The sequence below is a fragment of the Clostridioides mangenotii TR genome, from assembly GCF_000498755.1.
Classification (GTDB): domain Bacteria; phylum Bacillota; class Clostridia; order Peptostreptococcales; family Peptostreptococcaceae; genus Metaclostridioides; species Metaclostridioides mangenotii_A.
Genome location: NZ_AXUS01000002.1, coordinates 38,108 through 64,727 on the forward strand (window position 1 = coordinate 38,108; position 26,620 = coordinate 64,727).

A 26,620-nucleotide genomic window follows, 5' to 3' on the forward strand; every position below is an offset into this window, starting at 1 on the left:
AAATACAAATTTAGACATTGACACAATGCTTACCTTATCAATGGTTAAATATTAATTAAAAAATTAAAAATCTATATAAAAAATACTACCTCAACTTTATGTTAAGGTAGTATTTCTTATTCATCTATATTTTCTAAAGATCCGTCTTTATCACGATTGATTTCAACAAAATCCTTTTCCATACGAACAATGTATTTGGCATTTACTTCGATATGATTTAGAAAAAGCAACAATCTCTCATACAGTGGTTTGGCTTCCTCACCGTACTTTTCATCCATGATTTCCCCAATCTCTTTTACTGTCCTATTGCCATCTATATTTAAAAATATAAAACTGGAATAAGAGTCTAGCTTAATATAAGTAATCTCAGGAATTTTAAATCGCAATTTTCTAAAAAATCTCTGTACCCAATGCTCTTGTCTTTTTATTATTGTGACGATATTTTTTTCATCAACCTCGTATTCTAAATCATCTCTAATTTGATATACAAGATTTAAAACCTCTTCATTACTCTTCATCGCTCTTGGCAGGCTTAGAATTCATGATAGGTATCGCTGTCAATATAACAAGGGCAGCAAGTAATATAAGCGCCATTCCGTTTCCAGCTGCAAATCCTGTTACTTCTCCAAGAGTTATAACTCCTGTAACTTGTAGGATTATACCTATAAGACCTATTATAGATCCACCAGCAACTAATCCAGAAGATAAACTTACTCCGTTAGAAACTTTTGCTTCTTTTTCAGCATCTGATTTAGACATTTTTTCAACTAGAACTCTTATTAAAGCACCTATTAATATTATAGATGTTGTTGATATTGGTAAGTAGAATCCAATAGCAACTGTCATTATTGGTAAGTTTAAGAAATATAAAACTACCGCCATGAATATACCTATAAATATCATAACCCAAGGAAGATCCCCAGACATTATACCAGAAGTAAGTGTAGCCATTAAGTTAGCTTGTGGAAGACCGAATTGCGCATCTGCTCCAGTTACAGCTAATTGATCTGATAGTATTATCATTGTTCCTATAACAACTATAACACCAACTATTGCAGCGATAGCAAAATATTTTTGCATTTCGCTTTTATCGCCACCGATTATATAAGTAACTTTTTGTGATTGAGAATATCCACCTGCAATGGCAATGGCAATAACTATTAATGTACCAAATAATAATAACGATTTATTGTCTTCTATACCAGTCCACTTCATTACAACGAATATCATAGTTACTATAACTAATGAAGCTATTGTCATACCAGAAACAGGAAGGTTAGAAGTACCTATAGTACCAGTTAAACGTCCTGCAACTATTATGAATAGTAACATTAGAACTAGTGAAGCTATAGTTCCTATAATCGCCATACCAATGTTTCCACCAGTAATCATAAATCCAGCAACAAATGATATAACAATACCAGCAAGTAGTATTATTATTTGTAAAGAACCTTTAGAGTCACCTTCACCACCTGTAGCTTTCATTGTTTCTTTTATTGAAGCAACTATAACAGGTATTAGCTTTATAGCACCTATAATTCCACCAAAAAGCATCATTCCTGCGCCTATGTACTTAACATATGAACCTGCTATAGTACCAACTTCCATGCTGTTTATAGCAACATCTGGAGCATTCCATACCATAGCACCTGGAGCAGCCATATCAGCGAAATAACCAATTAATGGTGTAATTCCAAAGTTAGCTAACATTGAACCTGCAAACATAGTAAGTGATATCTCTAATCCAACTATAAACCCTATACCAAGTAATAGCGGATTCACTTCTATATCCAATTTCCATTTGTAAGCTTTTGTTCCGACAAAACTAGCCATGTTGTTTACGAGACCTAATACAGATCCAGTTAACACAGTAAGTACACCACCTATACCAAAACCAATTCCCATGTACTTAAGTGATTCTCCACCTGTGTCAGATGCAACTAAAGTTTCTGAAATTGCCATTGATTCTGGATACATTAAGTTTCCATGCTCTTCAATGATAAGGTAGTTGTGAACTAGTGCTGCTATACCTATACCAAATAGTACACCACCAACTCCTACTGCTAGACCTTCAAAAAATGTAATCCTGCCACCAATTAGTAAAACTGCAGGCAACACGAATATCGCACCACTGGCAACTGATTCTCCAGCACTTGACATCCCTTGAATTAAGTTCTTACCTAAAATTCCTTTTTCTTTTGCAAATACTCCAACTAATCCAGCACCAAGAATAGCTCCTGGAATACCCGCTGCAACTGTTAATCCGGCTTTCATACCTGAGTATGTAGTTGACGCAGCGAAAACTGCAGATAAGAGTATACCTATTAAGAGAACTGCTATATTTCCGCCTGTTCTCGATTTGTCGGTAACATAAGGTACATAATCTTTACCAGAAACGCCACCATATGCTCCCGTAGGCAATTTTTTCTTCATTTTTTTCACTCCTTTTAGGCTAATTAATATCCAATTAAATAATACCATAATTTTATGAAAAATTGGAGTACCCTTTTTTAAATTTTCAGTCTAATAGCTTGGTATAAGCTTGTTTGAGCTACTTAAGAAAATTTACATAATATTTTTAATTGAAAAAACATTATAATCCATTTCATAAATTTTCCAAAATGTACAAAAAAGCATAATAATAGACATAGACATGGAAAATTTAATTAGGATTTGCCAAACAATCTTCCATATATATTATTATGCCACTAATAAATTATTTAAAACAGTGTTTATTTTTTATCTATAAAAAAATAAGGATCATTTCAACTATACGTTAAAAATTTTAATTTAAATATATTTATAATTAATTGCTAATTAATTATTCTTAAAAGTTGCCCTAACACTGTTAGCAAAAAGAATAGAGTGGTCAAATAATTGTCATAAAAAATTACTTTATGTACTAAAATTATTTAATCACTCTACAAATGTTAAAAAATTTTAACTTTACATAAACATTATCAAACTAGCTGCCATAACAGCCATCCCTACAACCATTCCATATATAGAAAGATGATGTTCACCGTACTCCCTCGCAGAAGGCAGAAGCTCATCTATAGAAATAAAAACCATTATTCCTGCTACTCCTGCAAATATCACTCCAAATAAAACATCGTTCATAATTGGAAGCAATATCATAAACCCGATTATAGCCCCAACCGGCTCTGATAATCCCGATAAAAAAGAATATATAAATGCCTTCTTCTTACTACCAGTTGCATAGTATATTGGCACAGATACTGCAATACCCTCAGGTATATTATGTATCGCTATAGCCACTACTATTGGTATTGCAAGAGATGGCTCTTGTAGTGCCGAAACAAATGTTGCAAGTCCCTCTGGGAAGTTGTGAATCGCGATTGCTATAGCTGTAAATAACCCAGTTCTCATAAGTCGTCTGTTGTTTAAATCAGATTGCCCTTCATCTTTTTGATCTTTTGATCCATCAATTACTTCTCGGCCCTCTTCACTCCTCTTCTCTTGCACAATTTCTTCAGTTTTTAAATTCCCGAAATGTTCTTCCGCTTCTATTTTAATTAAGGTTTCTACTCGTTCTACTTCGTGCGGGTTTTCTTCTGATGGTATCAATTTATCAATTAAAGCTATCAAAATCATACCTCCAAAGAATGCTAATACAGTTACAATAGTACCATTTTTTAATCCTAAAGGAACTATCAATGTATTTTTTGCTTCTGTAAATATCTCGATCATAGAAACATATATCATGACTCCAGCAGAAAATCCAAGACTTACTGCGAGGAATTTTGTATTTGTCTTTTTAGCAAAGAATGCTATTGCACTCCCTATTCCCGTCGATAAACCAGCTATCAACGTCATCATAAACGCAAATAAAATATTTTGATCCATAAACTTCACCTACCTCGTTATACTATTGTCTAAATCTCTTAGTTGTATTTTTTAGATAAAATCTAATCCAAGACTATTATAAAGTCCATTTCATTTTCTATATACCATATTTAAAATTATAATAACTTAATTGTATTCCGTATTATACACTTATAAAACTGCATCGATTAACAAGTATTCTATAATTTTTTATACTACATATCTAAATACTATACCAATGAATGCTTTACGTAAATAAAATTTTTTAAATGAGAGTAAAAAAACCATGCACTTACCGTTTACCCAAAACTAAGGTTCTTCAATCACAAACAATATATTTATATAGAAAATTAATTTATATTATTTTAAAAAACTTATTTATATAAAGTAATTTTTTAATTCTACATAATTTTACTTCGTAATTGATATTGACTTTCATTTTCTATTTTGTTAAAATGAGTACTGACATAGGAGGAACTATAATGAAAAAAAATATACTGCGATTGATTTCAAATAGAACCACATTAATAATTTTGCTTCTAATTCTATCAGTGGTATCTATAGGAATTGGAGTCGAAAATTTTAGTTTTCACGGCTTAATCAAATACAATGAAAATGATTTGTATCTGCTTATGATCAGTAGACTACCAAGATTAATCAGTATAATCATAACAGGGGCAACGCTTAGTATAGCTGGACTAATAATGCAGACTATAACTAATAATCACTTTGTATCACCATCTACCGCAGGAACAATGGAATGGTGTCGTCTCGGTATACTGATTTCAATTATAGTAGCAGGAAATGAAGCTAAGATATCTAAGATGTTAATCGCTTTTGCTGTTTCTCTGCTAGGAACTATGCTCTTTATGAACCTTTTGCAACGTATTACATATAAAAATGCTATCATGGTGCCACTTATCGGTATTATGTTAGGGAGTGTTGTGAGTGCGATAACTGAGTTTCTTGCCTATAGATACGATGTAATTCAAAATATGTCTTCATGGCTTCAAGGAAGTTTTTCGCTGATCATAAAGGGTCGATATGAACTACTTTTTATAGGTATACCAGTGTTAATAATTGCTTACGCATATGCTGGTAAATTTACCATCGCTGGTATGGGTGAAAGTTTTTCAACAAATCTTGGACTAAATCATAAATGGGTTGTAATGATTGGTCTTATTATTGTTGCATTTATAACTTCATTAGTTGTTATAACAGTTGGAAGCATTCCATTTGTAGGTTTGATAGTACCTAATATTGTAAGGCTTTATAAAGGAGATAATCTAAAGAATACTCTACTCGATACAGTTCTTATCGGTACATTATTTATTCTTATATGTGACATCATAGGTCGTACACTTATATCGCCATATGAAATCTCAATAAGCGTAGTAATTAGTATTCTCGGAAGTATCATATTCTTGGGTGTCTTATTTAAAAAGAAGGAGGCGCTATGATGATTAAAAGACAATTTTTCAAAAAACACAGTAGAGATATAAAAATAATTTTACTTCTCTTTTTAGCAACGTTATGCGTAATGTCTTTTTATACTTTCTGGGGCCTAACTGAAAAAAATATAGGTTATTATCTTCCAAGAAGAAGTTTGAAAATGTTGGCAATAATAGTTGTAAGTTACTGCGTAGGATATTCAACAGTAACATTCCAGACTATAACAGGTAACAGGATACTAACACCTAGTATTATAGGACTTGATTCATTATATTTATTTATACAAACTGTTATCGTTTTTTCTTTCGGATCAAAGCAACTATCCATGATGACTGGATATCCAAATTTTATTCTGTCGATAGTATTTATGATAGGAAGTTCGTGTTTACTATTTTACTTCTTGTTTAGAGGTGAAAATAAAAATCTATACTTTTTAGTTTTAGCAGGTATGATAGTTGGAACTTTGTTTAGAGGTATGTCTACATTTATGCAAGTACTTCTCGATCCAAACGAGTTTTCAGTTCTTCAAGGAAAGATGTTTGCAACCTTTAACAATATAAATCAGGACTTATTAGGTATTAGTTTATTACTGATAATAATTATCATTATAATTACCCTAAGGGATCTTAAAGAATACGATGTAATCGAACTTGGAGCCGATCATGCTATAAATTTAGGTATATCGTACAATAAAGCAGTACTAAAATCACTTATAATAACATCTATTTTGATTTCAGTATCTACTGCTCTAGTTGGTCCGATAACATTTTTAGGAATATTGGTTGTAAGTTTATCGCGTAGAATTGTGAAATCCTACCATCACAGCTTACAGGTAATTGCTGCAGTATTGATTGGATGCTTGTCGCTTTCTGTTGGTACATTAATCGTTGAAAAAGTGTTTCAATTTTCAATTCCGATAAGTGTAATAATAAACTTCTTCGGAGGAATATGCTTCATATATCTTTTATTAAAGGAGAGTAAAAAATGATAAAACTAAAAAATATAGCTAAGCATTACGGAAAAAAAGAAGTTATAAATAACGTGAATCTTGAACTTCCTCAAAATAAATTGATAGCATTTATTGGTAGTAATGGAGCTGGTAAAAGTACATTGATATCTATAATAAGCCGAACTCTCGCTAAAGATGCTGGAGAAGTGTTTATAGATGACAAAGAACTTAAAGATTGGAACAACAGTGAATTATCTAAAAGACTATCGATACTGAGACAATCAAATCATTTAAATATCAGACTAACTGTTAGAGATTTAGTTAGCTTTGGACGCTACCCACACTCTCAAGGTAAATTAACAGAAGAAGACGAAAAATTTATTGATGATTCTCTAAGCTATATAGGACTTACAGATTTACAAGATAGATTCTTAGATGAACTAAGTGGTGGCCAAAGACAGATGGCATATATAGCTATGGTTATTGCTCAAGATACAGACTACATATTCCTTGATGAACCGCTAAACAACTTAGATATGCTACACTCTGTCCAAATTATGAAAGTCCTTAAAAGACTTGTAAATGAATTAAATAAGACTGTAATGATCGTTATACACGATATAAATTTCGTATCTTGTTATGCGGATTATGTAATTGCAATGAAAAATGGACAAATAGTTCAAGATGGGGATACAAAAGATATTATGAATTCCCCAGTACTTAAAGAGATTTATGGAATGGATATAGACATTCAAAATATTGATGGCAAAAATATATGCCTATACTACAGCTAATAATTAGCTGAGTTTTGCAAATCCATTGATAATGATAATTAATAGCATATTGCTAATTTAAAATAAATTTTAAAATAATTGGAGGAAATAACAATGAAAAAACTATTCTCGATGCTTTTAGTATTAACAATGACTGTAGTCATAGTAGCAGGTTGTAGTCCAAAATCGGATAAAAAAGAAGAAAGCAAAAACGCAACGGAATCATCAGAAAGCGCTGGTGAAGTAGTATTTAAGCACTCAAAAGGAGAAACAAAAGTTCCCAAGAATCCTAAAAAAGTCGTTGTTTTCGATATGGGTATATTAGATACAATGCAGGCACTTGATGTTAATGCAGATACTGCGGTACCATTAGATAGTCTACCAAAATATCTTTCAAGCTTTGAAAAAGCAACAAATGCTGGCGGTATAAAAGAGCCAGATATGGAAGCAATCTTTGCATTCGAACCTGATGTAATTTTTATATCAGGAAGACAAGAAGAATACTACGATAAATTATCTGAAATAGCTCCTACTGTATACATAGACTTAGAAGCAGAAACTTATATGGATGACTTCAAGAAAAATACTACAGAAGTAGCTGAATTATTTGGAAAAGAAGATGATGCTAAAAACCACTTAGATAAAATAGATAAAAAGATCGAAAAAGTAAGCGGAATGGCTGAAAAATCAGACAAGAAATCTTTAATAATATTAACTAACGATGGAAGTATAAGTGCTTATGGTAAAGGATCTCGTTTTGGGATAATCCATGACGTTCTTAACTTAAAAACTGCTGACGAAAAAATAGAAGCTTCTACACATGGGCAAGAAGTAAACTTCGAGTACGTATCTAAAATAAATCCTGATCTACTATTCGTAGTTGACCGTGCTGTTGTAACCGGTGGACAAATCAAGAGTTCTGATACTCTAAACAACGATCTAGTTAAAAACACTAATGCAGGTAAAAATGATAAGATTATAAACTTAGATCCCGAATTCTGGTACTTATCAGGCGGTGGTTTACTTTCAGTTGATGGTATGATAAGCGAAGTTGAATCAGCTTTAAAGTAATTCATTAAATAATCAAAAAACTATAAAAATTATTTTCGCTTAATATTAAGAGTGAAAGAATATCGTCAGCAAAATTTTTGTTATAGAATTTTAGAAGTATAAAGTTTTATATCATAAAATTTTCATAGGTATTTTTTCACTCTTTTTTTATTAATATTTTATTTCGTTTTATATAAATAAACCACACTATCAATCCAAGAATGTACTTGCATTACAATATCGTCAAAGCCAACCTTAAGGGGTGAATTATAACTGGAGTTACCAATGAATTCATTGCCTAGTAATACACTTTCGAGTTTCTCAAAGCACTTATCTGATCCACCTCCTGAATGGCATGCAAATAGTGCGATCTTCTTCCCTTCTAAATGATTTTTAGAAATAAACGACGCAATTGGAGATGAATAGCTACCTGCCCAAACAGGTGTCCCAATAAATATAGTGTCGTACTCATCTAAATCTATTTTTTCATTCAATAGTTTTGGATTCTCGTTTAGCATTACACTTTTTCCACCTAAAAAAAATTTCATAAATCCCTTTTTAGGTATTTCTTTCTCCGGTCTTATCTCAAGTATATCGACATCTATCTTTTGCGATACAATGCTTGCGATCAACTGTGTATTTCCTCCTAATGAATAATATACGACCAATGATTTCATTTTAATTTACCCCCAAAATTTTTATAGATAATATAGTTGTTCTCTTTATATTATCAGTTATTACATTATATTCCTTAATTTATTAAAATTCAAAAGTACTTATTTGAATTTTGGTTTCTATTCCAATTTCTATTCTATAGTAAAATATACTAATCCGCCCCCAAGCAAAGTCGTCTCTACCCAAAGTTTTATATTAAAGTCTCTCTTCACACCTTCATCAGATGCTGTGGCATAAACTGTCCCATTTTCATCTTCCCAAAGTCCAACTAATGTTACCCAGTGCCAATTGTACAAATTATCAACTCTTCCATTTGATAGATTTAAAAAAGCTACTGGACAATCATTTTCTAGACCTTCTCTTATAAAATCAATAAATTCTACAGCTGTAGGTCTTTTACAATCCAATCTACTTCGTACATTTAGGGAATGTCCCTTAATCTTAACTCCACGTGAAGTTGCATATTTTTTAGATCCTTCGATAAAAAGAGCTGTTGAATTTGTTCCCTTTGCTGTTGGAGTAACACAATTCCATAAATTTTCCATATGATCTAAAAATGATACTTGCTTATATGGTGGTCTTAGATCACATAGATCTTTTGCTTTTGGATTTTGGCTAGATATATAAGCAAATAAATTTGCAGCTGATGATGGACCACAACCGCTCTTGCGTTGCCATTCACTTTTATACCAGTTTTGATTTGCTCCGTACTCTATTTTTCCATCTTTCGTTTTAATATTTAATATATCTTTGTTCATTTTGATTATTCACCTACTCTATGTATTGTTGTGTTTAATAATACAGATAATGAAATACTACTAGATTATTATCAGCATTATTCTGTAAAAAATTCAAAAAACTTTATATTTTAATATTAACCAAAGTAACCTTAAGTTACAATATACCCTAAGTGACGAATTTGTCAATAAATAACTAAGAAAACTGCCATCAATATTTGAAGTATTTTATATCAAATATTGATGGCAGTAAGTGCTTATATAAAATTTTTATATTGTATTTTTAATTCAAATTTACCTCAAGTTTCCAGTCTTATTCATGAAAAACATATTTATTGTATTTCTTATTCACTATTCATTATTCAAATATTGATTTTACTTTTTTCAATTCTTCACGAATTTTAATTCCTTGAGGACAGTGCTTTTCACATTTTCCACATTCCACACAATTTGATGCTTTTTGTTTCGGATCAAGCAATTCATTATATAAATTTTCTTCACCAAACATATGATGGTTATTGTACATAGTAAAGCAAAAAGGTATTTCTACACCTGAAGGACATGGCATACAGTAACCACAACCTGTGCAGTTTACTTTTATCTTTTCTTTAAAAATAGCCTTAGCCTTGTTTATAATGTTTACTTCGTCGTCAGTCATGGATTTTTCTTTTGAATTGCATGCTGTTACAAGATTTTCTGCAACTTGATCCATAGTGTTCATACCACTCAATACTACCGATACTTCAGGATGATTCCAAATCCATCTTAAAGCCCAATCTGCTGGAGTTTTTTTGTCTTTAGCTCTATCAAAAATATCTTGTACATCCTCTGGAAGATTCACAGCAAGTTTTCCCCCTCGAAGAGGTTCCATGATAGTAACCCCTAATCCCTTTTTAGCTGCATATTCCAGTCCGTCTTTGCCAGCTTGAAACTCTTCATCCAAATAATTGTACTGTATTTGACAGAATGACCAATCATAATAATCCACAATCTCTTTAAATAAATCTAACTTGTCATGAAAAGAGAACCCTGCATATTTTATTCTTCCATCTCTTATTGCTTGATCTAAAAATTCATCAACACGTGCTTCTTTTAGTATCGGCCATACCTGACTATCAACAGCATGCACTAAATAGAAGTCTATTTGATCTACCTCCAACCTCTTTAACTGATCGTTTAAATATTTATCCATATCTTCTCTAGTCTTTATCAACCAGCTTGGGAGTTTCGTCGCTATGTTCACCTTTTTTCTGTAACCATTTTTTAATACCTTTGCCAAGAAAGGTTCACTTTGACCACTGTCTTCCATCCCATTACCATGATAGGGATACGCAGTATCAATATAGTTAACTCCTTCATCAATTGCGCGATGAATTAACTTAGTTGCCTCACCCTCATCAATTTGGCTTGGATCCCCTCCTGGCATAAGCGGAAGTCTCATACATCCAAAACCTAAAACAGATACCTTTTCATTGGTTTTTCCAAACTTTCTGTATAACATACAACCCCTCCTTTTATTGAAACTATAAAATAAATTAGAACAGCTAATATAACATCAATATAGTATATTTGACAGTTTTGGAATCATTCCATAAGTTCATTATTTCTGTATAAAATATAAAATAAAATCAGTATATAGATGCGAGCTGATTAAAAACAGAAAACATCGTATTATAAAATTTGTTTATTTAATAGTAGAAATGCCCATTGCTGACAACATCAAATACGTTATCAGCAATGGGCATATTAAAAATTTTTAAATCCTCTTAATATTTCTAGATTATTTCTAGATTTATTTTTGCATAAAGTACGATATGAAAAATAGTATATAAATATGAGCTGGATAGAAGAAGTAGAAGAAATTACGCATTCCTCTTCCCTTTTCACCTTTGTAAAGTACAATTGGTATTGACGCTAAGCACATCAACCATTGATAATTCTCTGTAAATGGATTTCCTGATCCTGTAAAGTATGCTATTAATGCTACAGTAACTAATGCAACTACTTGCATTCCCTTTTTACCATGGAATTTGTAAAAAAGCACTGCAAGAATTATAAATAGCGGACCACCCTCAACTATAATTGGTATCGGAACAATATTCATTAAAGTTGTAAATAGCTTAAGATATATAGAATTTGAACCAGCTGAAGATAATGCTATTAATACTATTACACACATCAATATTGGTATCAGCATTAAAACAATAGATCCAAATATTTTAGATTTTTTCTTTTCATTCCATCCTTCGCTAAACATATCGATAGAATACATATAAAATACTCCTAAAAATAAAGTACCAAATATATTATTTATGACCATCGTATTACCTATAGGAAAATATTGATTAACTATATAGTTCCCAACATTCATGATCCAAAATCCCAAAAGCAATCTAAACATGTATTTCTTTTTATTTCTTGTATGAATATATCCTTCTGAACTTGTAAACAAGAAGATTGGCGCAACTAATCGTCCCAACCAATGAAACCATACTGGTGCACCTAAAAATGCAAAGAATTCCCCCATATGATCAAATACCATTAAAATAATACCGAATAATTTCAGCTGAAACTCGTGATTCCTTTTTTTATGTCTTCCATTTCCTGACCTCCTACTAACTTATTATAAATATATAATATAGAATTTACAGAAAACGTGCCTCATATTGATATTACATTTATATAACAATAATGTAAGATATGAGCTATATATAAAGCGCCCATTTATCTTCCATGGTATCTGTTCTATATGTCTTCTTAATTTCATTAAAAATTTCATCTTCAAAATATTTATTCAGGTATTTATACGACTTTCCTAAATTGACATTAAGTCTGTGTATACTCCAATGTTCCATGATATCATTTTAATTATTTTTAAGCATTCTTCTAATAGTAAATACCACTACACATGATATTAAAAATAAAACAGCTGAAACTTTTAGAGTAAGAATGAAAAACGGTGGGTAAACAGAGTACATAGAACCTTTATATCCAACTCCTGCCGCTGCAGCTGATAATACAACAATATTCAACAATATAAATCGAATTCTTGATACATATTTTAACACTTCATTTCCATTCATAGTAGCCACTCCTTATTTTAATTTATAGCCTTAAACTTATATTTCTCTTCTGCTCCTTATAATAAAATACAATACTATCACGATCAATTCTATTGTTATAAATATTCCAAATGTAACTATAGAATTAATTTGATCTATTCCATTTCTAAAGAATACAAGTGCAATTCCTGTAAGTATTATCGGTAATCCATTTTTCTGTACACTATTCGCACAAAAACCATAAGAAAGCGGTAAATCCAACTTGAGTTCTATTATAAAAAAAATTATACCTAAAGCTATAAATAATATTCCAACAGTTCCAATAATCATACTTTCCATACAAATATCCCCTTAGATTTAAATTTTTAATAAAAAGACCAAACTGAATATTCAGTCTGGCCTCTAATTATAAAATCTTAGACCAAACTTATGAGCACACATAATTTTTATTCTAAGTTTTTATTTGATTTCTTTCTTCTTTTAACACTCTCCGATAGAAGGTATTCAATCTGGCCATTGATTGATCTAAAATCATCTTCAGCCCAAACTGCCAGCTCTTCCCATAGCTTTGGAGATAGTCGAAGAAGTACCTGTTTTTTATCTTTATCTTTGTTAGCCATCTAGGTCACCCTATCTATTATTCTATAGTTAATATATAGATCCACTATTTACAATTGGTTGCGCATCCTTACTTCCACAAAGCACTACCAATAAATTACTTACCATTGCAGCTTTACGCTCTTCATCTAAATCTACAACATTATTTTCATTTAGTTTTTCAAGAGCTATTTCTACCATTCCAACTGCACCTTCTACAATCATCTGTCTAGCATCTATTATAGCTGCTGCTTGTTGTCTCTGAAGCATTGCTGCTGCGATTTCTTGAGAATATGAAAGGTGTGTTATCCTAGCTTCCATAATTTCAAGACCTGCTATATCAACCTTTGATTGTATCTCTTCTTTTAATTTTTGCGCAATTTCTTGACTACTTCCACGAAGTGATTTTTCGTTATCATTTACGTCAGCTGTATCATATGGATACAGACGAACTATATTTCTTAAAGCTGAATCACATTGTGTAGTTAAAAACTCTTTGTAGTTATCAACATTAAATACTGAGTTAGCTGTATTTACAACTCTCCATATAACTACTATTCCTATGATTATTGGATTTCCTAATTGATCATTGATCTTTTGTTTATCATTGTTTAGAGTCATTGCCTTTAAAGATATTCTCTTACTTGGAATATATACTCCCTTGCTCACATTTCTGCCGCCTTCTTCTGTATCTGATGGTGGTGATATCGCTGTAGCGAAAGGATTTACAAAGTAGAAACCATCTTCACGTATACTTCCATAATACTTACCAAATAACGAAAGCACTAATGCCTCATTTGGCTTTACTACTTTTAATCCGAAAAAGATTATCGGAGCAACTACAAATAGATATATGAAAAGCAATATTGCTACACCTATCTTAAATGCACTTGGCTCTCCTGAAAGCATAATTACAATCCCAACTATATCCAAAACCATAAGTACGATATTTAGTAACAGAATAGACATACCATTTTTTGATTTTGCTTTAAATTCTTTAAATTCTCTTTTTTCTACATTGGATAAATCATTCATAAATAACACCCCTTTTTGATTGTTTTTATATATTTTTGATATTGTTTTGATATCATTATTATATTTCTTATTTTATCCAATGTCAATTACAAAATACCCAAATTTTGTAACTATTTTAAAAAAAGTTTCCAACCTTTTCAAGAATAATATCATTTGTACTTGTACTGTCAAATCCCTACAGAAAAAAAAGCTCCTCGTCAACATCAAGTATCTCAATTTTACGACCTTCAGCCTCTTTTACTATTCTCATAATCGAAGTTTACAAAAAAGCAGGATTTTGCTGATAGGCTGGTAAAAACCTGCTATCATACAAAATCCCGCTTTTTCAATTATTAAATACTTTAGTATCTATTAGTTAACTCCAGCTTTTACACTCTTTATCCATTTAACAATTTCCATTTGGACTATTGATAACACTGACAACCCTAAAACAATAGCCCACTCTGCTCCACTTAAAAAAGTAAGTTTAAAGGCTGATTGTAATGCTGGAATTAAAAGTATGCAAAGCATTAGCGCTCCCGATACTACAAAAGAAACAGAAAGCCATGGATTGCTTCCCTCTGCACGAACCCATATCGGTTCCGTATTAGATCTTTGATTCAATGAACGAAGCATCTGTGAAAACGCAAGTACACTAAACGCCATTGTTTGACCTGTAGAGTAATTTCCAAATTCAACACCTATCCAGAATGCTACTATTGTAAGTATTGCCACAAATACACCTTGTGTTATAACTCTCGATATCAAATCTTTTTCAAACAATGTCCCTGACTTTACTGGTTTATGTTTCATTATATTTTTACTTGCTGGATCTACACCGAGTGCTAAAGCTGGCAATGTGGCAGTTGCAAGATTAACCCATAATATATGAACTGCTAAAAGCGGTGCATCCCAATTAAGTATAGTTGCTACAAATAAAGTCGTAATCTCAGCAATGTTCCCGGCAAGCAAGAACTGTATTACCTTTTGTATATTTCTATAAACTCTACGACCTTCTTTTATCGCATATGCGATAGTTGTAAAGCTGTCGTTAAGCAGTATCATATCCGATGCGTCTTTTGCAACATCTGTACCTGTTATACCCATAGATACTCCTATATCTGCTGATTTTAATGCAGGAGAGTCGTTTACACCATCGCCGGTCATTGCAGCAACTTCACCTGTACGCTTTAATGACTGTATAATATTTAATTTATCTGCTGGTGATACACGAGCAAAAACTGTAGTAGTTTTAACTGCTTTATCTAGCTCATCATCTGTCATACTATCTAGTTCTTCTCCAGATATAACAGTATCTCCCTCATTTAATATCTCAAGCTCTTTCGCTATTGCTATAGCAGTATCCTTATGATCACCAGTAATCATAATAGTACGAATACCAGCTTTTCTACATATTTCAACTGATTGTGCAACTTCTTTTCTAGGTGGATCTATCATTCCAACTGCACCTACAAATGTTAAATCAAACTCTATATTTTCATCATCTTCTTCTGGAACAGATGCTATATCCTTTCTAGCAAATCCCAGAACACGAAGTGCGTCTTTAGACATATCTAAACACAACTTCTGTATGTTATTTTTATCCTTGTCTGTTATCTCACGTATACCGCTTGAAGTCAGTATATGTGTACATAAAGGCAATATTTCATCTACAGCACCCTTTGTGTACAGTGTAAATTTATCATCTATATTATTAATTGTGGACATACGCTTACGCTCGGAGTCAAATGGCTGCTCAAATAATCTAGGATATTTATCTTCTAGAGTTTCATGGTCAATACCAAATTCCTGAGACATATAGATTAGAGCACCTTCTGTCGGATCTCCAATAATCTCACCTTTTCTATCTGGGTCAAAACTTGCATTGTTACACAAAGCTCCTGCGTATACAAGTTCTCTATATACATCTGGATGTTTATCCTTCGCATCTGAAATTAAAGTAGTTTTACTATCTTCAAAATCTCCATTTACTGCAATATGAGTTACTGTCATTTTATTTAAAGTAAGTGTTCCTGTTTTATCACTACATATAACTGTCGTACTACCAAGAGTTTCAACTGCTGGCAATTTACGAATAAGTGCATTTTTCTTCGCCATACGTTGAACTCCAAGAGCCATTACTATTGTTGCAGTTGCTGGTAACCCCTCAGGTATTATAGATATAGCAAGAGATATCGCAACTAAAAATTGTGGTCCAAGAGGTCTTTGATAAAATGCACCTATGCCGAAAATCAGTATACACACTATAATCCCAACTATTGTAAGTGTTTTACCTACAGAGTTTAGTTTTCTCTTTAAAGGTGTATCAAAATCATCTTGATTTTCTAACAATCCAGCTATATTTCCAACTTCTGTATCCATACCAGTTTCAGTAACAACACCAATCCCACGACCATATGTAACTATTGATGTCGTATACACCATGTTGTTACGGTCACCAAGGGCACTATTTTCTTCTAGTATCTCGTCTGACTCCTTTTCAGATGGAACAGATTCACCTGTCAACGATGCTTCCTGAACCTTTAAATTAACTGATTCAATCAACCTCATATCAGCAGGAATCATTGATCCATCCTCTAAAAACACAATATCACCTACAACTATTTCGTTTGCAGGTATAATGCTCTCCTCACCTTGGCGAAGTACTTGTGCATTTGGAGCACTAATACTTCTAAGAGCCTGTATTGACGACTCTGCTTTTTTCTCCTGTACAATACCGATCACTGCATTTAACACTACTATAGTCAAGATTACAAAAGCTTCTGTCCATTCCTTTAAAATAAAAGAAAATGCTGCTGCACCTATAAGTATTAAAACCATTGGATCTGTAATTTGCGACCACAACATTTGCCAGATTTTTTTTGAAGGCTTCTGACGTAGTTCATTTGGTCCATTTTTTTCTAGCCTTTTAGCCGCCTCGGCATCGCTTAATCCTTCTTTTGAAGTTTGAAGAGATTTATAAACCTCATCAATATTTTTTGAATGCCAAGGCATCCGTCCGTGACTTTCCATAATTGGAAGATCACTCCTTTCTTTTTTTAGTTTAATTTATATAAGTCAAGACACACAAAAAAGACATAGTGTTTTAGTTTAAAAAACTACACATATATGCCTTGTATATTCTTGATTCTTATTAAGTTTTAATGTATTTATGTTGAGACTCCTTTCAGAGTCGCTTTCATCGGAATCATCCATAATTTGTAAATATACTCTCCTCATAAAATAATCTAAAACTATATAAATATTATATCTCAATTGTATATAGAGTACAATTAGATATACTATAATTTAACGAATCCTTTACATTTGTTTGTAAAAGTAGCTATTTAATTATTTTTGTATTTTCGAGTATCTTACATAGACCTTCATTTTTAATTAGTAATATAACTGTTTTTAAATCATTAACATCTAAAATCCCGATTTTCTTTAAATAGTGCTCATTTGATATTATATTATCCTTTACTACAGACCTTAGGCTTCTGAAAATTTAAAATACCTAGCCGTGATAAATTCTATCAAATGGCTAGGTATTTTAAATTAGTTATTTTAACTTCTCTATATATTCTTGTAATTTTTGAGCTTGTAGTCCTTCTACTTCTGCGTATGCTTTAAAGCAACTACTTAAATCTTTGTCTTCTATCTTATCGGCATACAGCATAAAATCTCTAACCTTTTCTTGAGTATCTAATAATGCCTTTTTCAGATAATCTTGTGTGTTCATTTCCATACAATCACCTCATATAACATTTTTTTAATATTATCTCACTGTATGGAATTATTATTCATTAATATTAAATCATTTAATCGCTAATTAATTTGTATGCTGAAATTTTTCGCATTCTCATTAAGACAAGAACTGATACTATAAAGGTAAATACACAAATTCCTAAACATATAGCTCTAACATATAATGTTTTATAACTAAATCTAATCTCATGATTCCTCTATTTTTAAAAAGTATAAAAATAATGTGATACATTCCTGAGATCTGAACTTTATACAGATTTAAAACGGTAACAGGAAGTTAAAAGTCTTACTAAATAATTAAAAGCAAGCTTTACAGAAATTTTTAAAGCTTGCTTTTCTTTTTTTAAAGCTATCTCAATATATCTATAAGATCCTTTTTAGCTGCAACAGAAGCTGGTACTACACTAAATACTAATCCTATAAATGCAGATACACCTATGGCTAATGATATTGTAAATAAATCAACACTAACTGATATATCTAATATCGCGCCTACTATATATGCAAAACAGATTCCAAGTATATATCCTATTACCCCACCTATCAAAGTTAAAGTAAGACCTTCTAAAAGAAATTGCATTCTTATAGTTTTCTCTGTTGCCCCAAGAGCCCTCCTTACACCAATTTCCTTTGTTCTCTCTGCAACCGATATATACATCATATTCATAACTCCAACACCAGCAATAAAAAGAGATATCCCAGCTACTGCTGATATAAAGTATGTAATTGTTCTAAGTATTTTACCTACACTATCCGTAAGCAGCGACATATCAAATGGTTGATAGTCACCCATATTTCTCATGCTCCCAGACTCTTTAAGTAGATTTATAGCATCTTCTGTAACTTCATTTGGAGCATAACCATTTTCTAGAGTTAAAACTATCATAGATGTTGTATTTTCTTTTTCAAAATAATCAAAATATACATTTTTAGGTATCAATATATTTGACTCAGGCATTGAAAACATACTCTCAGCCTCTTGTCCTTTATAAACGCCTACAATAGTAAACAGCTGTCCATCCACTTCCACACCCTTCTCTAACGAATTCTCAGGTGATTCAAACATATCTTTAGCTGTCACACTATCTAGAATAGCTACCTTATTATGTGTTTCATTATCCACTTTCATAAGATTTCTACCTATAATAATATCTCTATTAGTTTCATCTACTAAATCTATTTGCTTTTTTTCTATTTTTTCTTTCACAAGTATATCTTTATAAACCGAATTATTATCATTATCAGGATATGACACTTCTTTGACACCTTCTAGACTTTTTAGAATATTTAGATCCATATCTTGAAAAAATACAGCATTGCTCTCGTATAGAGACTCACTGTCTGGAATAAATTGTATATTTACTTCTACTTCATCGGTTTCGTTATTAGTAAAATTTTTTACTGTATCTTTTTCAAATCCTCTACCTATTGCCATAATAGCAATTACAGAAGCAATGCCAATAATTATTCCAAAAGTAGTTAAGAAACTTCTCTTCTTGTTATTTTTAATAGATTTTAGGGAGGATCGCCAGATTACATAAAATCTCATCCAATCAGCTCCCTATCCTCAATTATTTCACCATCACGAATAGTTATAACTCTAGAACAATATGAAATTAGCTCAGGGTTGTGAGTTACTAATATTACAGTAACGCCTTCTTTATTTAGTTCTACAAATAATTTCATGATTTCTTCGGATGTAACAGTATCAAGTGCTCCAGTCGGTTCATCTGCTATTATAAATTTGGGTGAGTTTATAAGTGCTCTCGCTATTGCCACACGTTGTTGTTGACCACCCGAAAGCTGTTTTGGATAATTTTTTTCCTTTCCATCTAATCCGACCTTTTCTAATATGCTATAAATTTTATCCTGAGTCTGATGAAGTCCATATCCATTATAAAGAAGTGGTAGCTCTAAGTTTTCATATACTGTATTATTCTCTATCAAACTAAAGTTTTGAAATACAAAACCAACTGTTTTATTTCTAATTTTCGATAACCTATCATCATCACTTGAAACTAGGGATTCATCTTCAAAAAGATATGTCCCCTTAAATTTCTTATCGATAAATCCAAGTAGATTTATTAGAGTTGACTTACCAGAACCAGATGGCCCTATAATAGCAACCATCTCGCCAGAATCGATATGAAGATTGACATCTTTTAATACATGTAGTTCCTCTTTCCCAGTATGATAGTATTTATTAATATTTACTAAATCAATCATTGGACTTCACCGCCGAATTATCAGACTTCAACTCAATCTTATCTCCATCTTTTAATTTTTCATTAGGATTTGAAATTATAACATCTCCTTCTTTTAGTCCATCTAAGACAACTATAACTTCATTTTTTGTCTCCGTGTTTATAGGCTTTTTAATCACTTTTCCTGATATATATAAATATACGTATTCTTTATTACCTTCTTTTATCAGAGCTTTTTTAGGTATACGCAGCTCATCTATTGGAAGTTTAATCTGAACACTGTATCCATACTGTACTGGACTATCCAGCTCCACAAGAAATTTATAATTACTTAGACTTCCTGTAGAATTAGCTTGATTATCACCTACATTAATTTCTGTATCCGGCAATTGATTAATTTGTTTAATTTGACCTCCGATTTCTCCTTTTTGACTAACTGGGCGAACTTTAACCCTTTGGCGTAGTTTTATACTATCATAATCGTATTCGGATATAATCCCTTCAACTACCACATTTTTACTTATAATTTTTATAACTGGAACAGTTGGATCAGTCTTTCCATTCTCATTAACAGAAACTATTCCACTAATCTCAGCTGTAACATTTTTATTTGCTTTCTTTCGTATTGAATCAACAGATTTACTTGCATCTTTATAATCTAATTTCGCTGAACTAAGTGTATTTTCAGATTGAGTAACTACTGAATTCTGAGCATCCAACTGTTCTTCATACTGATTAATCGTTGCTTTTAGCTCTTGTTTCTTCTGTTGGCCTTCTAATGTACTAGTATCGGTATTACCTAACTCATTTTTTGAATGAGATAACTTATTTTTATAATCTTTAACCTTTGCTCTAGCGTTACTTAACTCATTTTTAGCGCTATCTACAGATATTGATAATTTCTTCAAAGAGTTCTCTTGAGCATCAGCTTCAGATTGGATTTCTTCATTCTTATAACTTAAAATTACATCTCCTGATTTAATTTCTTGACCATCTTTTACAAGTATCTCTGTTACTTTACCTAAAGATTGATCATAAAATACACTGTTCACTTTCTCAGCAGTGACAAAACCTTTAAATAATAACGGTTCGGGTTTTTCAATTTTATACGATGTGTAAGCGTTATCATTATTGCCTTTTTTCAAGTTAACATAAACAGCTGAAATAATTATCGCTAGTAAAGCAACTACACCAGCTACTATACTTAAATAAATCTTTTTTTTCTTCGTCATTCGTTTCATATTTTTAAGCTTCATTATTTATTCACTTTCCTAAAGATTATTTTTCTGTGTCTTTACTTAATAACTATATCGCAATAAATTAAAACTAATTATAACCATTAATTATTCAACGTCAGCTTTGAATAAATGTACTAATACAAGTACAGCTGGTATAGTAAGTATAATAGGTGTAACTATACTGAATATTTGCATAAACAATATTGCATTTTCCATCCCCTCCACATTAGGTACACTGGATGAATTACTCCCAGTAAATAACCCATAAATTATATTGAAAACAGTATAAATAATTGCAATATAATAAGGATATTTTGGAGTTGTTTCTTCATTTTTTAGATTTTTATTTGCCCTGAAATACATAACCAACAAGGCTATACTGATTAATAATGTAGCTATAATGGTAGCTTTATATCCTATACTTGTAATTTGTTTATATAATTCTATACCAGCATCACCCATTTGATCATATGTAGCTTTATTTGGGTTCAATAAACCCGGAATTCCAATAACTCCAAAGACAACTCCTATTGATTTCAAGACTAGTAAAACTTTATTCCAAGTTTTTGCTTTTTTAAGATGTAATTTATTTTCTTCACTGACTTCATTTAATTTTTCTAAATTATCCATTCTAATCCACCCCTTATTTAAATTAATAGGTAAATTTTGACACCTATCGATTAAAATATTAACACACCAGAATCTAGATTTCAATTATTCAGTCGATTAAATTCAATTTTTGTAATGATCAATTCTTTTATATATTAATTTTATACAAAATTTTTAGATTTGTAAGTGAAGCGAACTTGACAATATATATATATAATTTTTCAAAGGTAGGTTCTTTTCTAGACCATTTCCTTCAATAGATTGTTTTACAGTACTTACTCCCATATATTCATAAATCATTCAAAAATCACGCTTTTTTTCTATAATAATGACACTTCTGTATATATTGATTTTACTTTAGTTAATAATATAGTGTCATTATTAACATTAAGGCACTGACTTATAAAATAATTTTTAATAATCAGCTATTTGTTACAATACTTTTATTGAATACAAAAATATTTTATCTTAATCTAGTCTCTACTCTTTTTACCATACCTATATATACTGTTTTTGTCCTTAGCGACAATACTTTCTAATTTCTGTTATATGCAACCTGGTTTAATATTACGAGTTCATGGAAATACACTATTATAAAAAATTACAAATAAAAAAAGCCCCTCAATGGGGCTGTTATTGCTTATTTCTCAAGTATCTTAATCGAAACAATGTTCTTCTAAATTAAGATTACTTAAATTGGATGGCTCCATATTTTAACTGATCTATAAGCTGACAGTACAAGGAACCACATTAAAACTATTATAACAATGTAAAGAATCCAAGCGTTATTGTAACTTCCAAATTTATCGTATATCAAACCAGATAATGGAGTTCCTATCTATGCTCCTATTATAGCTAGAACCATAATCTTTTTTGCCAAATAAATCACATGTTACATAGGCTATTGCTACTGTACCCATACAAATCCACCTACTCCGCTTCCAGCAAATATTATACCTGTGTGATAATACCTTTTTTATCTACAAACCAGTTATTTATAAGAATATGAATTGGTATTATAATACAAAATGCCATTCCAAAACCAGCATATTGGCAAGGCCGATAAAATTATCTTAAGTGTAAGGATTGTCAGTAGTTTTCTGAATTATTCCACATTCAATAAATGCATTATCAGAAGGGTCATAACCAACCAATGATTTTGTGTTTTCAAGAGAAAGTCTTTTATAAGTATTGTTTGATACTGCATTTAATATATAATAAGGTTCTTTCATATTTACTTCTATACATTTATCAATAAGCTTACAAAAATCTTTTGGACTAAGATATGCACTAAGATCTCTAACCCCAAGATTTTTATTTTGATTTTTAACTTCATCAAAAGCAGCTATCCTTATTGAAATACATTCTAGTTCTTTTTGATAAGAATAATAGGAACAAAGAGCTTCACAAAAACATTTTGAAACCCCATAAAGATTTTTAGGTCTAATAGGATCTGTTGTTTCAATTTGTCTATCAATAGAATAACTTTCAATTGTTTGTGCACTAGAAGCAAAAATTATTCTTTTTATACCATTTATATAAGCTGACTCTAAAACATTTCTAGTTCCTATCATATTAATATTTAGTACATCTTCGAAAGTTGAATCAGGGCTTGGTATTCCAGCAAGATGTATTACCATATCAATATTTTTAATAATGTTTTGACAAGCTGAAAAATCCTCTATATCTAGTACAGTTGTTGTAACACTTTCGAGAGAATCATAGATATTCGAGGACTCTTTACTTTTAACTGTTGCAATGATATCATGTTTTAGATACAAATGTTTAGTCAAGTATTTACCAATATTACCTTCAGATCCAGTTATCAATATCTTCATTTTTTATTTCCTCCATAAATTTTTTCGTTTTAATTATCTTTTTTACTAGTAGCAGTCTTCCATTGATATCACCACCGTATTGATCTCCTAGTTTATTTGATAGAGGGGATGCTACCATATTAAGAAAAAAGCCATGAGCACCATGTAATTCTATTCCGTCACAACCGGCCTTTTTATATAGTTCTGCTGCACTAACAAACTCATTTTTGATTTCTTCCATATCATCTTCCGTTAATTGATCGATTGAATCCCCATTATGCTGGCTAACCTATACTGTGGTAAGCAAGTTGTGCAAAAAACTTGGTTCCATTTCTGTGGCATGTTTCTACTAATCTTTTTAGAAAGACTATGGGCATCTGAATAGACTCCTGCACCACCATTTTTCTTAGAAGTGAGTGACAGAAAGGGATTGGCAAATTATAATCCTCATTCCATTGGATTACCTTTGTAAATTATGATGTTACAATTCATCCCTCATAACACCATCTATGCATGGTTACAAACCAAAAGGAACCTTTGGAGACATTACTATCCGGTTCTTAAAGTCAACATTTTTTATCTTAATTGAATCTACCAATTAAGCAATATGCATAAACTTGTATTCCCCTCTTATTTTAATTATAATTATAATTAAAATAAAAAAAAGTATGCACTTTTTAGTAGTATACTTACTAAAAGGAGAGTGTTATTGAATGGATACATTAAATCGGAATAAACAGACACCTTTTGAATATACAATCTCTATAATAGGCGGCAAGTGGAAAATGAGAATTATATACGCGTTAGGCTGTGAATCCATATTAAGATATGGAGGACTTAAGCGCAATATTCCCTATATCACACATAAAATGCTAAGTACTCAGCTTAAAGAGTTAGAAAATGACGGGCTTATCATTCGTAAAGAATATCCGCAAATTCCTCCAAAGGTAGAGTATTCTTTATCCGTAAAAGGACTGTCATTGCTTCCAATTCTTGATGAAATGTGTAAATGGGGAGAAGAAAACTCTCCAGAATTGAAAATATAAGTTAACTTTAACTGAATACCCAATCATTGTCATAACTAAGCCAAATTACGCAATGAACAAGGTAGTGCAAATCAACATTTATTTAAAATAAAAATAATCATTACTATAAATAACCTTTAAAAATCACTAATATAAGATCTTTGGTTATTTTCAACAAACACTCGTATTCAGTAAGTAACCTAGCAATATTATTTATTTGCATTATTACCTTCAAAATCTAATATGTAAACAAACTATTTGTATGCATATTAGATTTCACTAATGTTTTTTAGTTAATAAAATTTCATTTTCTAACTTGTTGTTTTTTATATATTTTATTCTCAATTATTCAACTTTAATAATAGTGTATATAAATGAATTATATATTTCTCCATTTCTAGATATACTTTTTTCCTCTATTCCCTCCAAGTTGAACCCTGCTTTTTCAAGAACTCTTCGAGATCCAGCATTGTATTCATAAACTTCTGCAAAAATCCTCACTATATCAAAGGTTTTAAATGCTTCATCGCAAATTTGCGTCACAGCCCTTGTCATAATACCTTTTCCCCAAAATGGTACTCCTATAAAATACCCAAGTTCAGCGCTCTTTCTAAATACATCATCTTGTACCAACACACTTATACTTCCAACAGCTTGACCATCTACAACAATTGCATAAAAAAGTTGATTTTCACCCCCTTTATCTATACAATCAGTGATGAAATTTTTTGCATCATCTTCAGAATATGGATAGGGAAATCCATCTCTCAGATTATTAGAAATCATTTTATTATTTGCATATCTAGCTATCGATGGAACGAAGTCTAAACTCCATTTCTTAAGACTAAACTCCACACAAACCACCCCTTTACACATTAATTTTTATACCGATTGTTAGATACTACACACTTCCAAATCGCATATAATTTCACACTGAACAATATCCAACAATCGGTATGTTTTATATATCAACTAACCCCTAGCATCTATTTTTATAAATCTTATATCTGCTACTGCATACGTTGATAAAGGCCTGTAATCACTATCATCACTATGAGCTGCAATCAGTATATCATCTGCTGTATTAAAAAATCCAGTCTCAACAACTAAAAGTGTATGAGTGAATATAATCCCCGAATTAGACAATTGAATTACATCTCCAGGCTCTAATTCCGACATTGAAACTAGCTTCCCAAATGGACCTACACCTTTATTTGTCATTAAGAACCTATATAAAAACTCTACACCAGTCCAAGCTGGTGCTCTATTATTTGCATTTATATAGTACCATCCATAATCTTTTGTAAAATTCATTTTAGCTCCACCTGCATATAAACATTGTGAAACAAAATTTGTACAATCGCCACCTATACCGGCGAAATTTAAGTATGCTGGATTCCTTTTGAAAGCCCATCTATGTGCGTACGCTACTGCTTTTTCTCTATTATAAGCCATCTTTTACCTCCTAATTTTATCTATATATTATTAGGATATGAAACGCTTATTAAAAAGTAACAGTTTGTCAGTATGTGGTTATGCAGTTCCATAAATCGTTATGCCAATTCATTGCCTTTAAATTACATTTTCATAAGTATATCATATAGAGCTAATAAAATTTTGTATGGAAGTAACTCTTTATACTAACTCAACTTGTTACAACAATTTTTATAGTCTCTCTAATATAGGAACCTCATTAATAGTTGCTTATATTGGATAAAAATGATCTATTAATATAATAAAAAAGGATGTTGGATTAACAAAATACCAGGTTTTAGATATACTATCTAAATTTTTGGTATCTTGT

Annotated in this window: 27 protein-coding genes; 5 read left to right on the top strand and 22 right to left on the bottom strand. The window is 31.2% G+C overall.

Translation table 11 applies throughout. The annotated features are described in order from the left end of the window. Positions 1–116 precede the first annotated feature (116 nt). The 3 genes from T473_RS0101115 to zupT form a co-directional block, all read right to left on the bottom strand. Positions 117–518, bottom strand: a complete 402-nt coding sequence (locus T473_RS0101115; RefSeq protein WP_024620245.1) for a PqqD family protein — start codon at positions 516–518, stop codon at positions 117–119. Beyond that, positions 508–2,433: an OPT family oligopeptide transporter gene (locus T473_RS0101120; protein WP_024620246.1), complete on the bottom strand. Its 1,926-nt coding sequence runs from the start codon at positions 2,431–2,433 to the stop codon at positions 508–510. The genes T473_RS0101115 and T473_RS0101120 overlap by 11 nt, the downstream gene beginning before the upstream one ends. A gap of 513 nt (positions 2,434–2,946) precedes the next feature. After that, complete coding sequence (zupT, locus tag T473_RS0101125; protein ID WP_024620247.1) at positions 2,947–3,867, bottom strand: zinc transporter ZupT; 921 nt, start codon at positions 3,865–3,867, stop codon at positions 2,947–2,949. Between the two features lie 461 nt (positions 3,868–4,328). On the opposite strand from zupT, the gene T473_RS0101130 reads away from it, so the two are divergent. From T473_RS0101130 to T473_RS0101145, 4 genes are all read left to right on the top strand, one after another. Continuing rightward, positions 4,329–5,306 (top strand): ABC transporter permease, encoded by a 978-nt coding sequence (locus T473_RS0101130; RefSeq protein WP_024620248.1) that lies wholly within the window; start codon positions 4,329–4,331, stop codon positions 5,304–5,306. Then, positions 5,306–6,286 (top strand): iron chelate uptake ABC transporter family permease subunit, encoded by a 981-nt coding sequence (locus T473_RS0101135; RefSeq protein WP_029791419.1) that lies wholly within the window; start codon positions 5,306–5,308, stop codon positions 6,284–6,286. Before T473_RS0101130 ends, T473_RS0101135 begins: the two co-directional genes overlap by 1 nt. Then, positions 6,283–7,041: an iron ABC transporter ATP-binding protein gene (locus T473_RS0101140; RefSeq protein WP_024620250.1), complete on the top strand. Its 759-nt coding sequence runs from the start codon at positions 6,283–6,285 to the stop codon at positions 7,039–7,041. The genes T473_RS0101135 and T473_RS0101140 overlap by 4 nt, the downstream gene beginning before the upstream one ends. 93 nt (positions 7,042–7,134) lie before the next feature. After that, positions 7,135–8,091 (top strand): siderophore ABC transporter substrate-binding protein, encoded by a 957-nt coding sequence (locus T473_RS0101145; RefSeq protein WP_024620251.1) that lies wholly within the window; start codon positions 7,135–7,137, stop codon positions 8,089–8,091. A 158-nt stretch (positions 8,092–8,249) separates the two neighbouring features. On the opposite strand, the gene T473_RS0101150 is transcribed toward T473_RS0101145, so the two are convergent. From T473_RS0101150 to T473_RS17110, 17 genes are all read right to left on the bottom strand, one after another. Beyond that, positions 8,250–8,747, bottom strand: coding sequence for a flavodoxin family protein (locus tag T473_RS0101150; RefSeq protein WP_024620252.1), 498 nt, complete (start codon positions 8,745–8,747; stop codon positions 8,250–8,252). A 129-nt stretch (positions 8,748–8,876) separates the two neighbouring features. Beyond that, entirely contained in the window at positions 8,877–9,503 is a 627-nt protein-coding gene (locus T473_RS0101155) for a hypothetical protein (RefSeq protein WP_024620253.1), read from the bottom strand. A gap of 337 nt (positions 9,504–9,840) precedes the next feature. Continuing rightward, positions 9,841–10,983 (bottom strand): aldo/keto reductase, encoded by a 1,143-nt coding sequence (locus T473_RS0101160; protein ID WP_024620254.1) that lies wholly within the window; start codon positions 10,981–10,983, stop codon positions 9,841–9,843. 291 nt (positions 10,984–11,274) lie between these two features. Continuing rightward, positions 11,275–12,048, bottom strand: coding sequence for a TraX family protein (locus tag T473_RS0101165; RefSeq protein WP_029791420.1), 774 nt, complete (start codon positions 12,046–12,048; stop codon positions 11,275–11,277). Positions 12,049–12,187: 139 nt separating this feature from the next. After that, positions 12,188–12,337 (bottom strand): aminoglycoside 6-adenylyltransferase, encoded by a 150-nt coding sequence (locus T473_RS20030; RefSeq protein ID WP_152522251.1) that lies wholly within the window; start codon positions 12,335–12,337, stop codon positions 12,188–12,190. A 9-nt stretch (positions 12,338–12,346) separates the two neighbouring features. Continuing rightward, positions 12,347–12,565, bottom strand: a complete 219-nt coding sequence (locus T473_RS0101170) for a hypothetical protein (RefSeq protein ID WP_024620256.1) — start codon at positions 12,563–12,565, stop codon at positions 12,347–12,349. Between the two features lie 36 nt (positions 12,566–12,601). After that, entirely contained in the window at positions 12,602–12,883 is a 282-nt protein-coding gene (locus tag T473_RS0101175) for a hypothetical protein (protein ID WP_024620257.1), read from the bottom strand. Positions 12,884–12,990: 107 nt separating this feature from the next. Next, positions 12,991–13,164 carry a type II toxin-antitoxin system antitoxin gene (locus T473_RS18220; RefSeq protein ID WP_152522252.1) on the bottom strand — a complete coding sequence of 58 codons (174 nt, stop codon included), beginning with the start codon at positions 13,162–13,164 and terminating at the stop codon, positions 12,991–12,993. A gap of 28 nt (positions 13,165–13,192) precedes the next feature. Beyond that, positions 13,193–14,176, bottom strand: a complete 984-nt coding sequence (locus T473_RS0101185) for an SPFH domain-containing protein (protein ID WP_024620258.1) — start codon at positions 14,174–14,176, stop codon at positions 13,193–13,195. A 351-nt stretch (positions 14,177–14,527) separates the two neighbouring features. Continuing rightward, entirely contained in the window at positions 14,528–17,188 is a 2,661-nt protein-coding gene (locus tag T473_RS0101190; protein WP_024620259.1) for a cation-translocating P-type ATPase, read from the bottom strand. A 529-nt stretch (positions 17,189–17,717) separates the two neighbouring features. Next, a complete protein-coding gene (locus tag T473_RS0101195; protein ID WP_024620260.1) occupies positions 17,718–17,903 on the bottom strand; it encodes a hypothetical protein in 186 nt (61 codons plus the stop codon). A gap of 369 nt (positions 17,904–18,272) precedes the next feature. After that, positions 18,273–19,472 carry an ABC transporter permease gene (locus T473_RS0101200; RefSeq protein WP_024620261.1) on the bottom strand — a complete coding sequence of 400 codons (1,200 nt, stop codon included), beginning with the start codon at positions 19,470–19,472 and terminating at the stop codon, positions 18,273–18,275. Next, the gene (locus T473_RS0101205; protein WP_024620262.1) at positions 19,469–20,149 is read right to left on the bottom strand and encodes an ABC transporter ATP-binding protein; all 681 of its coding nucleotides are present in this window, start codon (positions 20,147–20,149) and stop codon (positions 19,469–19,471) included. Before T473_RS0101205 ends, T473_RS0101200 begins: the two co-directional genes overlap by 4 nt. Further along, positions 20,142–21,368 (bottom strand): efflux RND transporter periplasmic adaptor subunit, encoded by a 1,227-nt coding sequence (locus tag T473_RS0101210; RefSeq protein ID WP_077065753.1) that lies wholly within the window; start codon positions 21,366–21,368, stop codon positions 20,142–20,144. Before T473_RS0101210 ends, T473_RS0101205 begins: the two co-directional genes overlap by 8 nt. 102 nt (positions 21,369–21,470) lie before the next feature. After that, positions 21,471–21,995, bottom strand: coding sequence for a hypothetical protein (locus T473_RS0101215; protein ID WP_024620264.1), 525 nt, complete (start codon positions 21,993–21,995; stop codon positions 21,471–21,473). A gap of 1,052 nt (positions 21,996–23,047) precedes the next feature. Continuing rightward, positions 23,048–23,812, bottom strand: coding sequence for an NAD-dependent epimerase/dehydratase family protein (locus tag T473_RS0101225; RefSeq protein WP_024620265.1), 765 nt, complete (start codon positions 23,810–23,812; stop codon positions 23,048–23,050). After that, positions 23,787–24,056, bottom strand: a complete 270-nt coding sequence (locus T473_RS17110) for an oxidoreductase (RefSeq protein WP_278246339.1) — start codon at positions 24,054–24,056, stop codon at positions 23,787–23,789. Before T473_RS17110 ends, T473_RS0101225 begins: the two co-directional genes overlap by 26 nt. A 448-nt stretch (positions 24,057–24,504) precedes the next feature. Between T473_RS17110 and T473_RS0101235 the strand changes: the two genes are divergently transcribed. After that, positions 24,505–24,837, top strand: coding sequence for a winged helix-turn-helix transcriptional regulator (locus T473_RS0101235; protein ID WP_024620267.1), 333 nt, complete (start codon positions 24,505–24,507; stop codon positions 24,835–24,837). Positions 24,838–25,161: 324 nt separating this feature from the next. On the opposite strand, the gene T473_RS0101240 is transcribed toward T473_RS0101235, so the two are convergent. Both T473_RS0101240 and T473_RS0101245 read right to left on the bottom strand, forming a co-directional pair. Then, positions 25,162–25,671, bottom strand: coding sequence for a GNAT family N-acetyltransferase (locus T473_RS0101240; RefSeq protein WP_024620268.1), 510 nt, complete (start codon positions 25,669–25,671; stop codon positions 25,162–25,164). Positions 25,672–25,788: 117 nt separating this feature from the next. After that, positions 25,789–26,271, bottom strand: a complete 483-nt coding sequence (locus T473_RS0101245) for an amidase domain-containing protein (protein WP_029791423.1) — start codon at positions 26,269–26,271, stop codon at positions 25,789–25,791. Positions 26,272–26,620 lie beyond the last annotated feature (349 nt).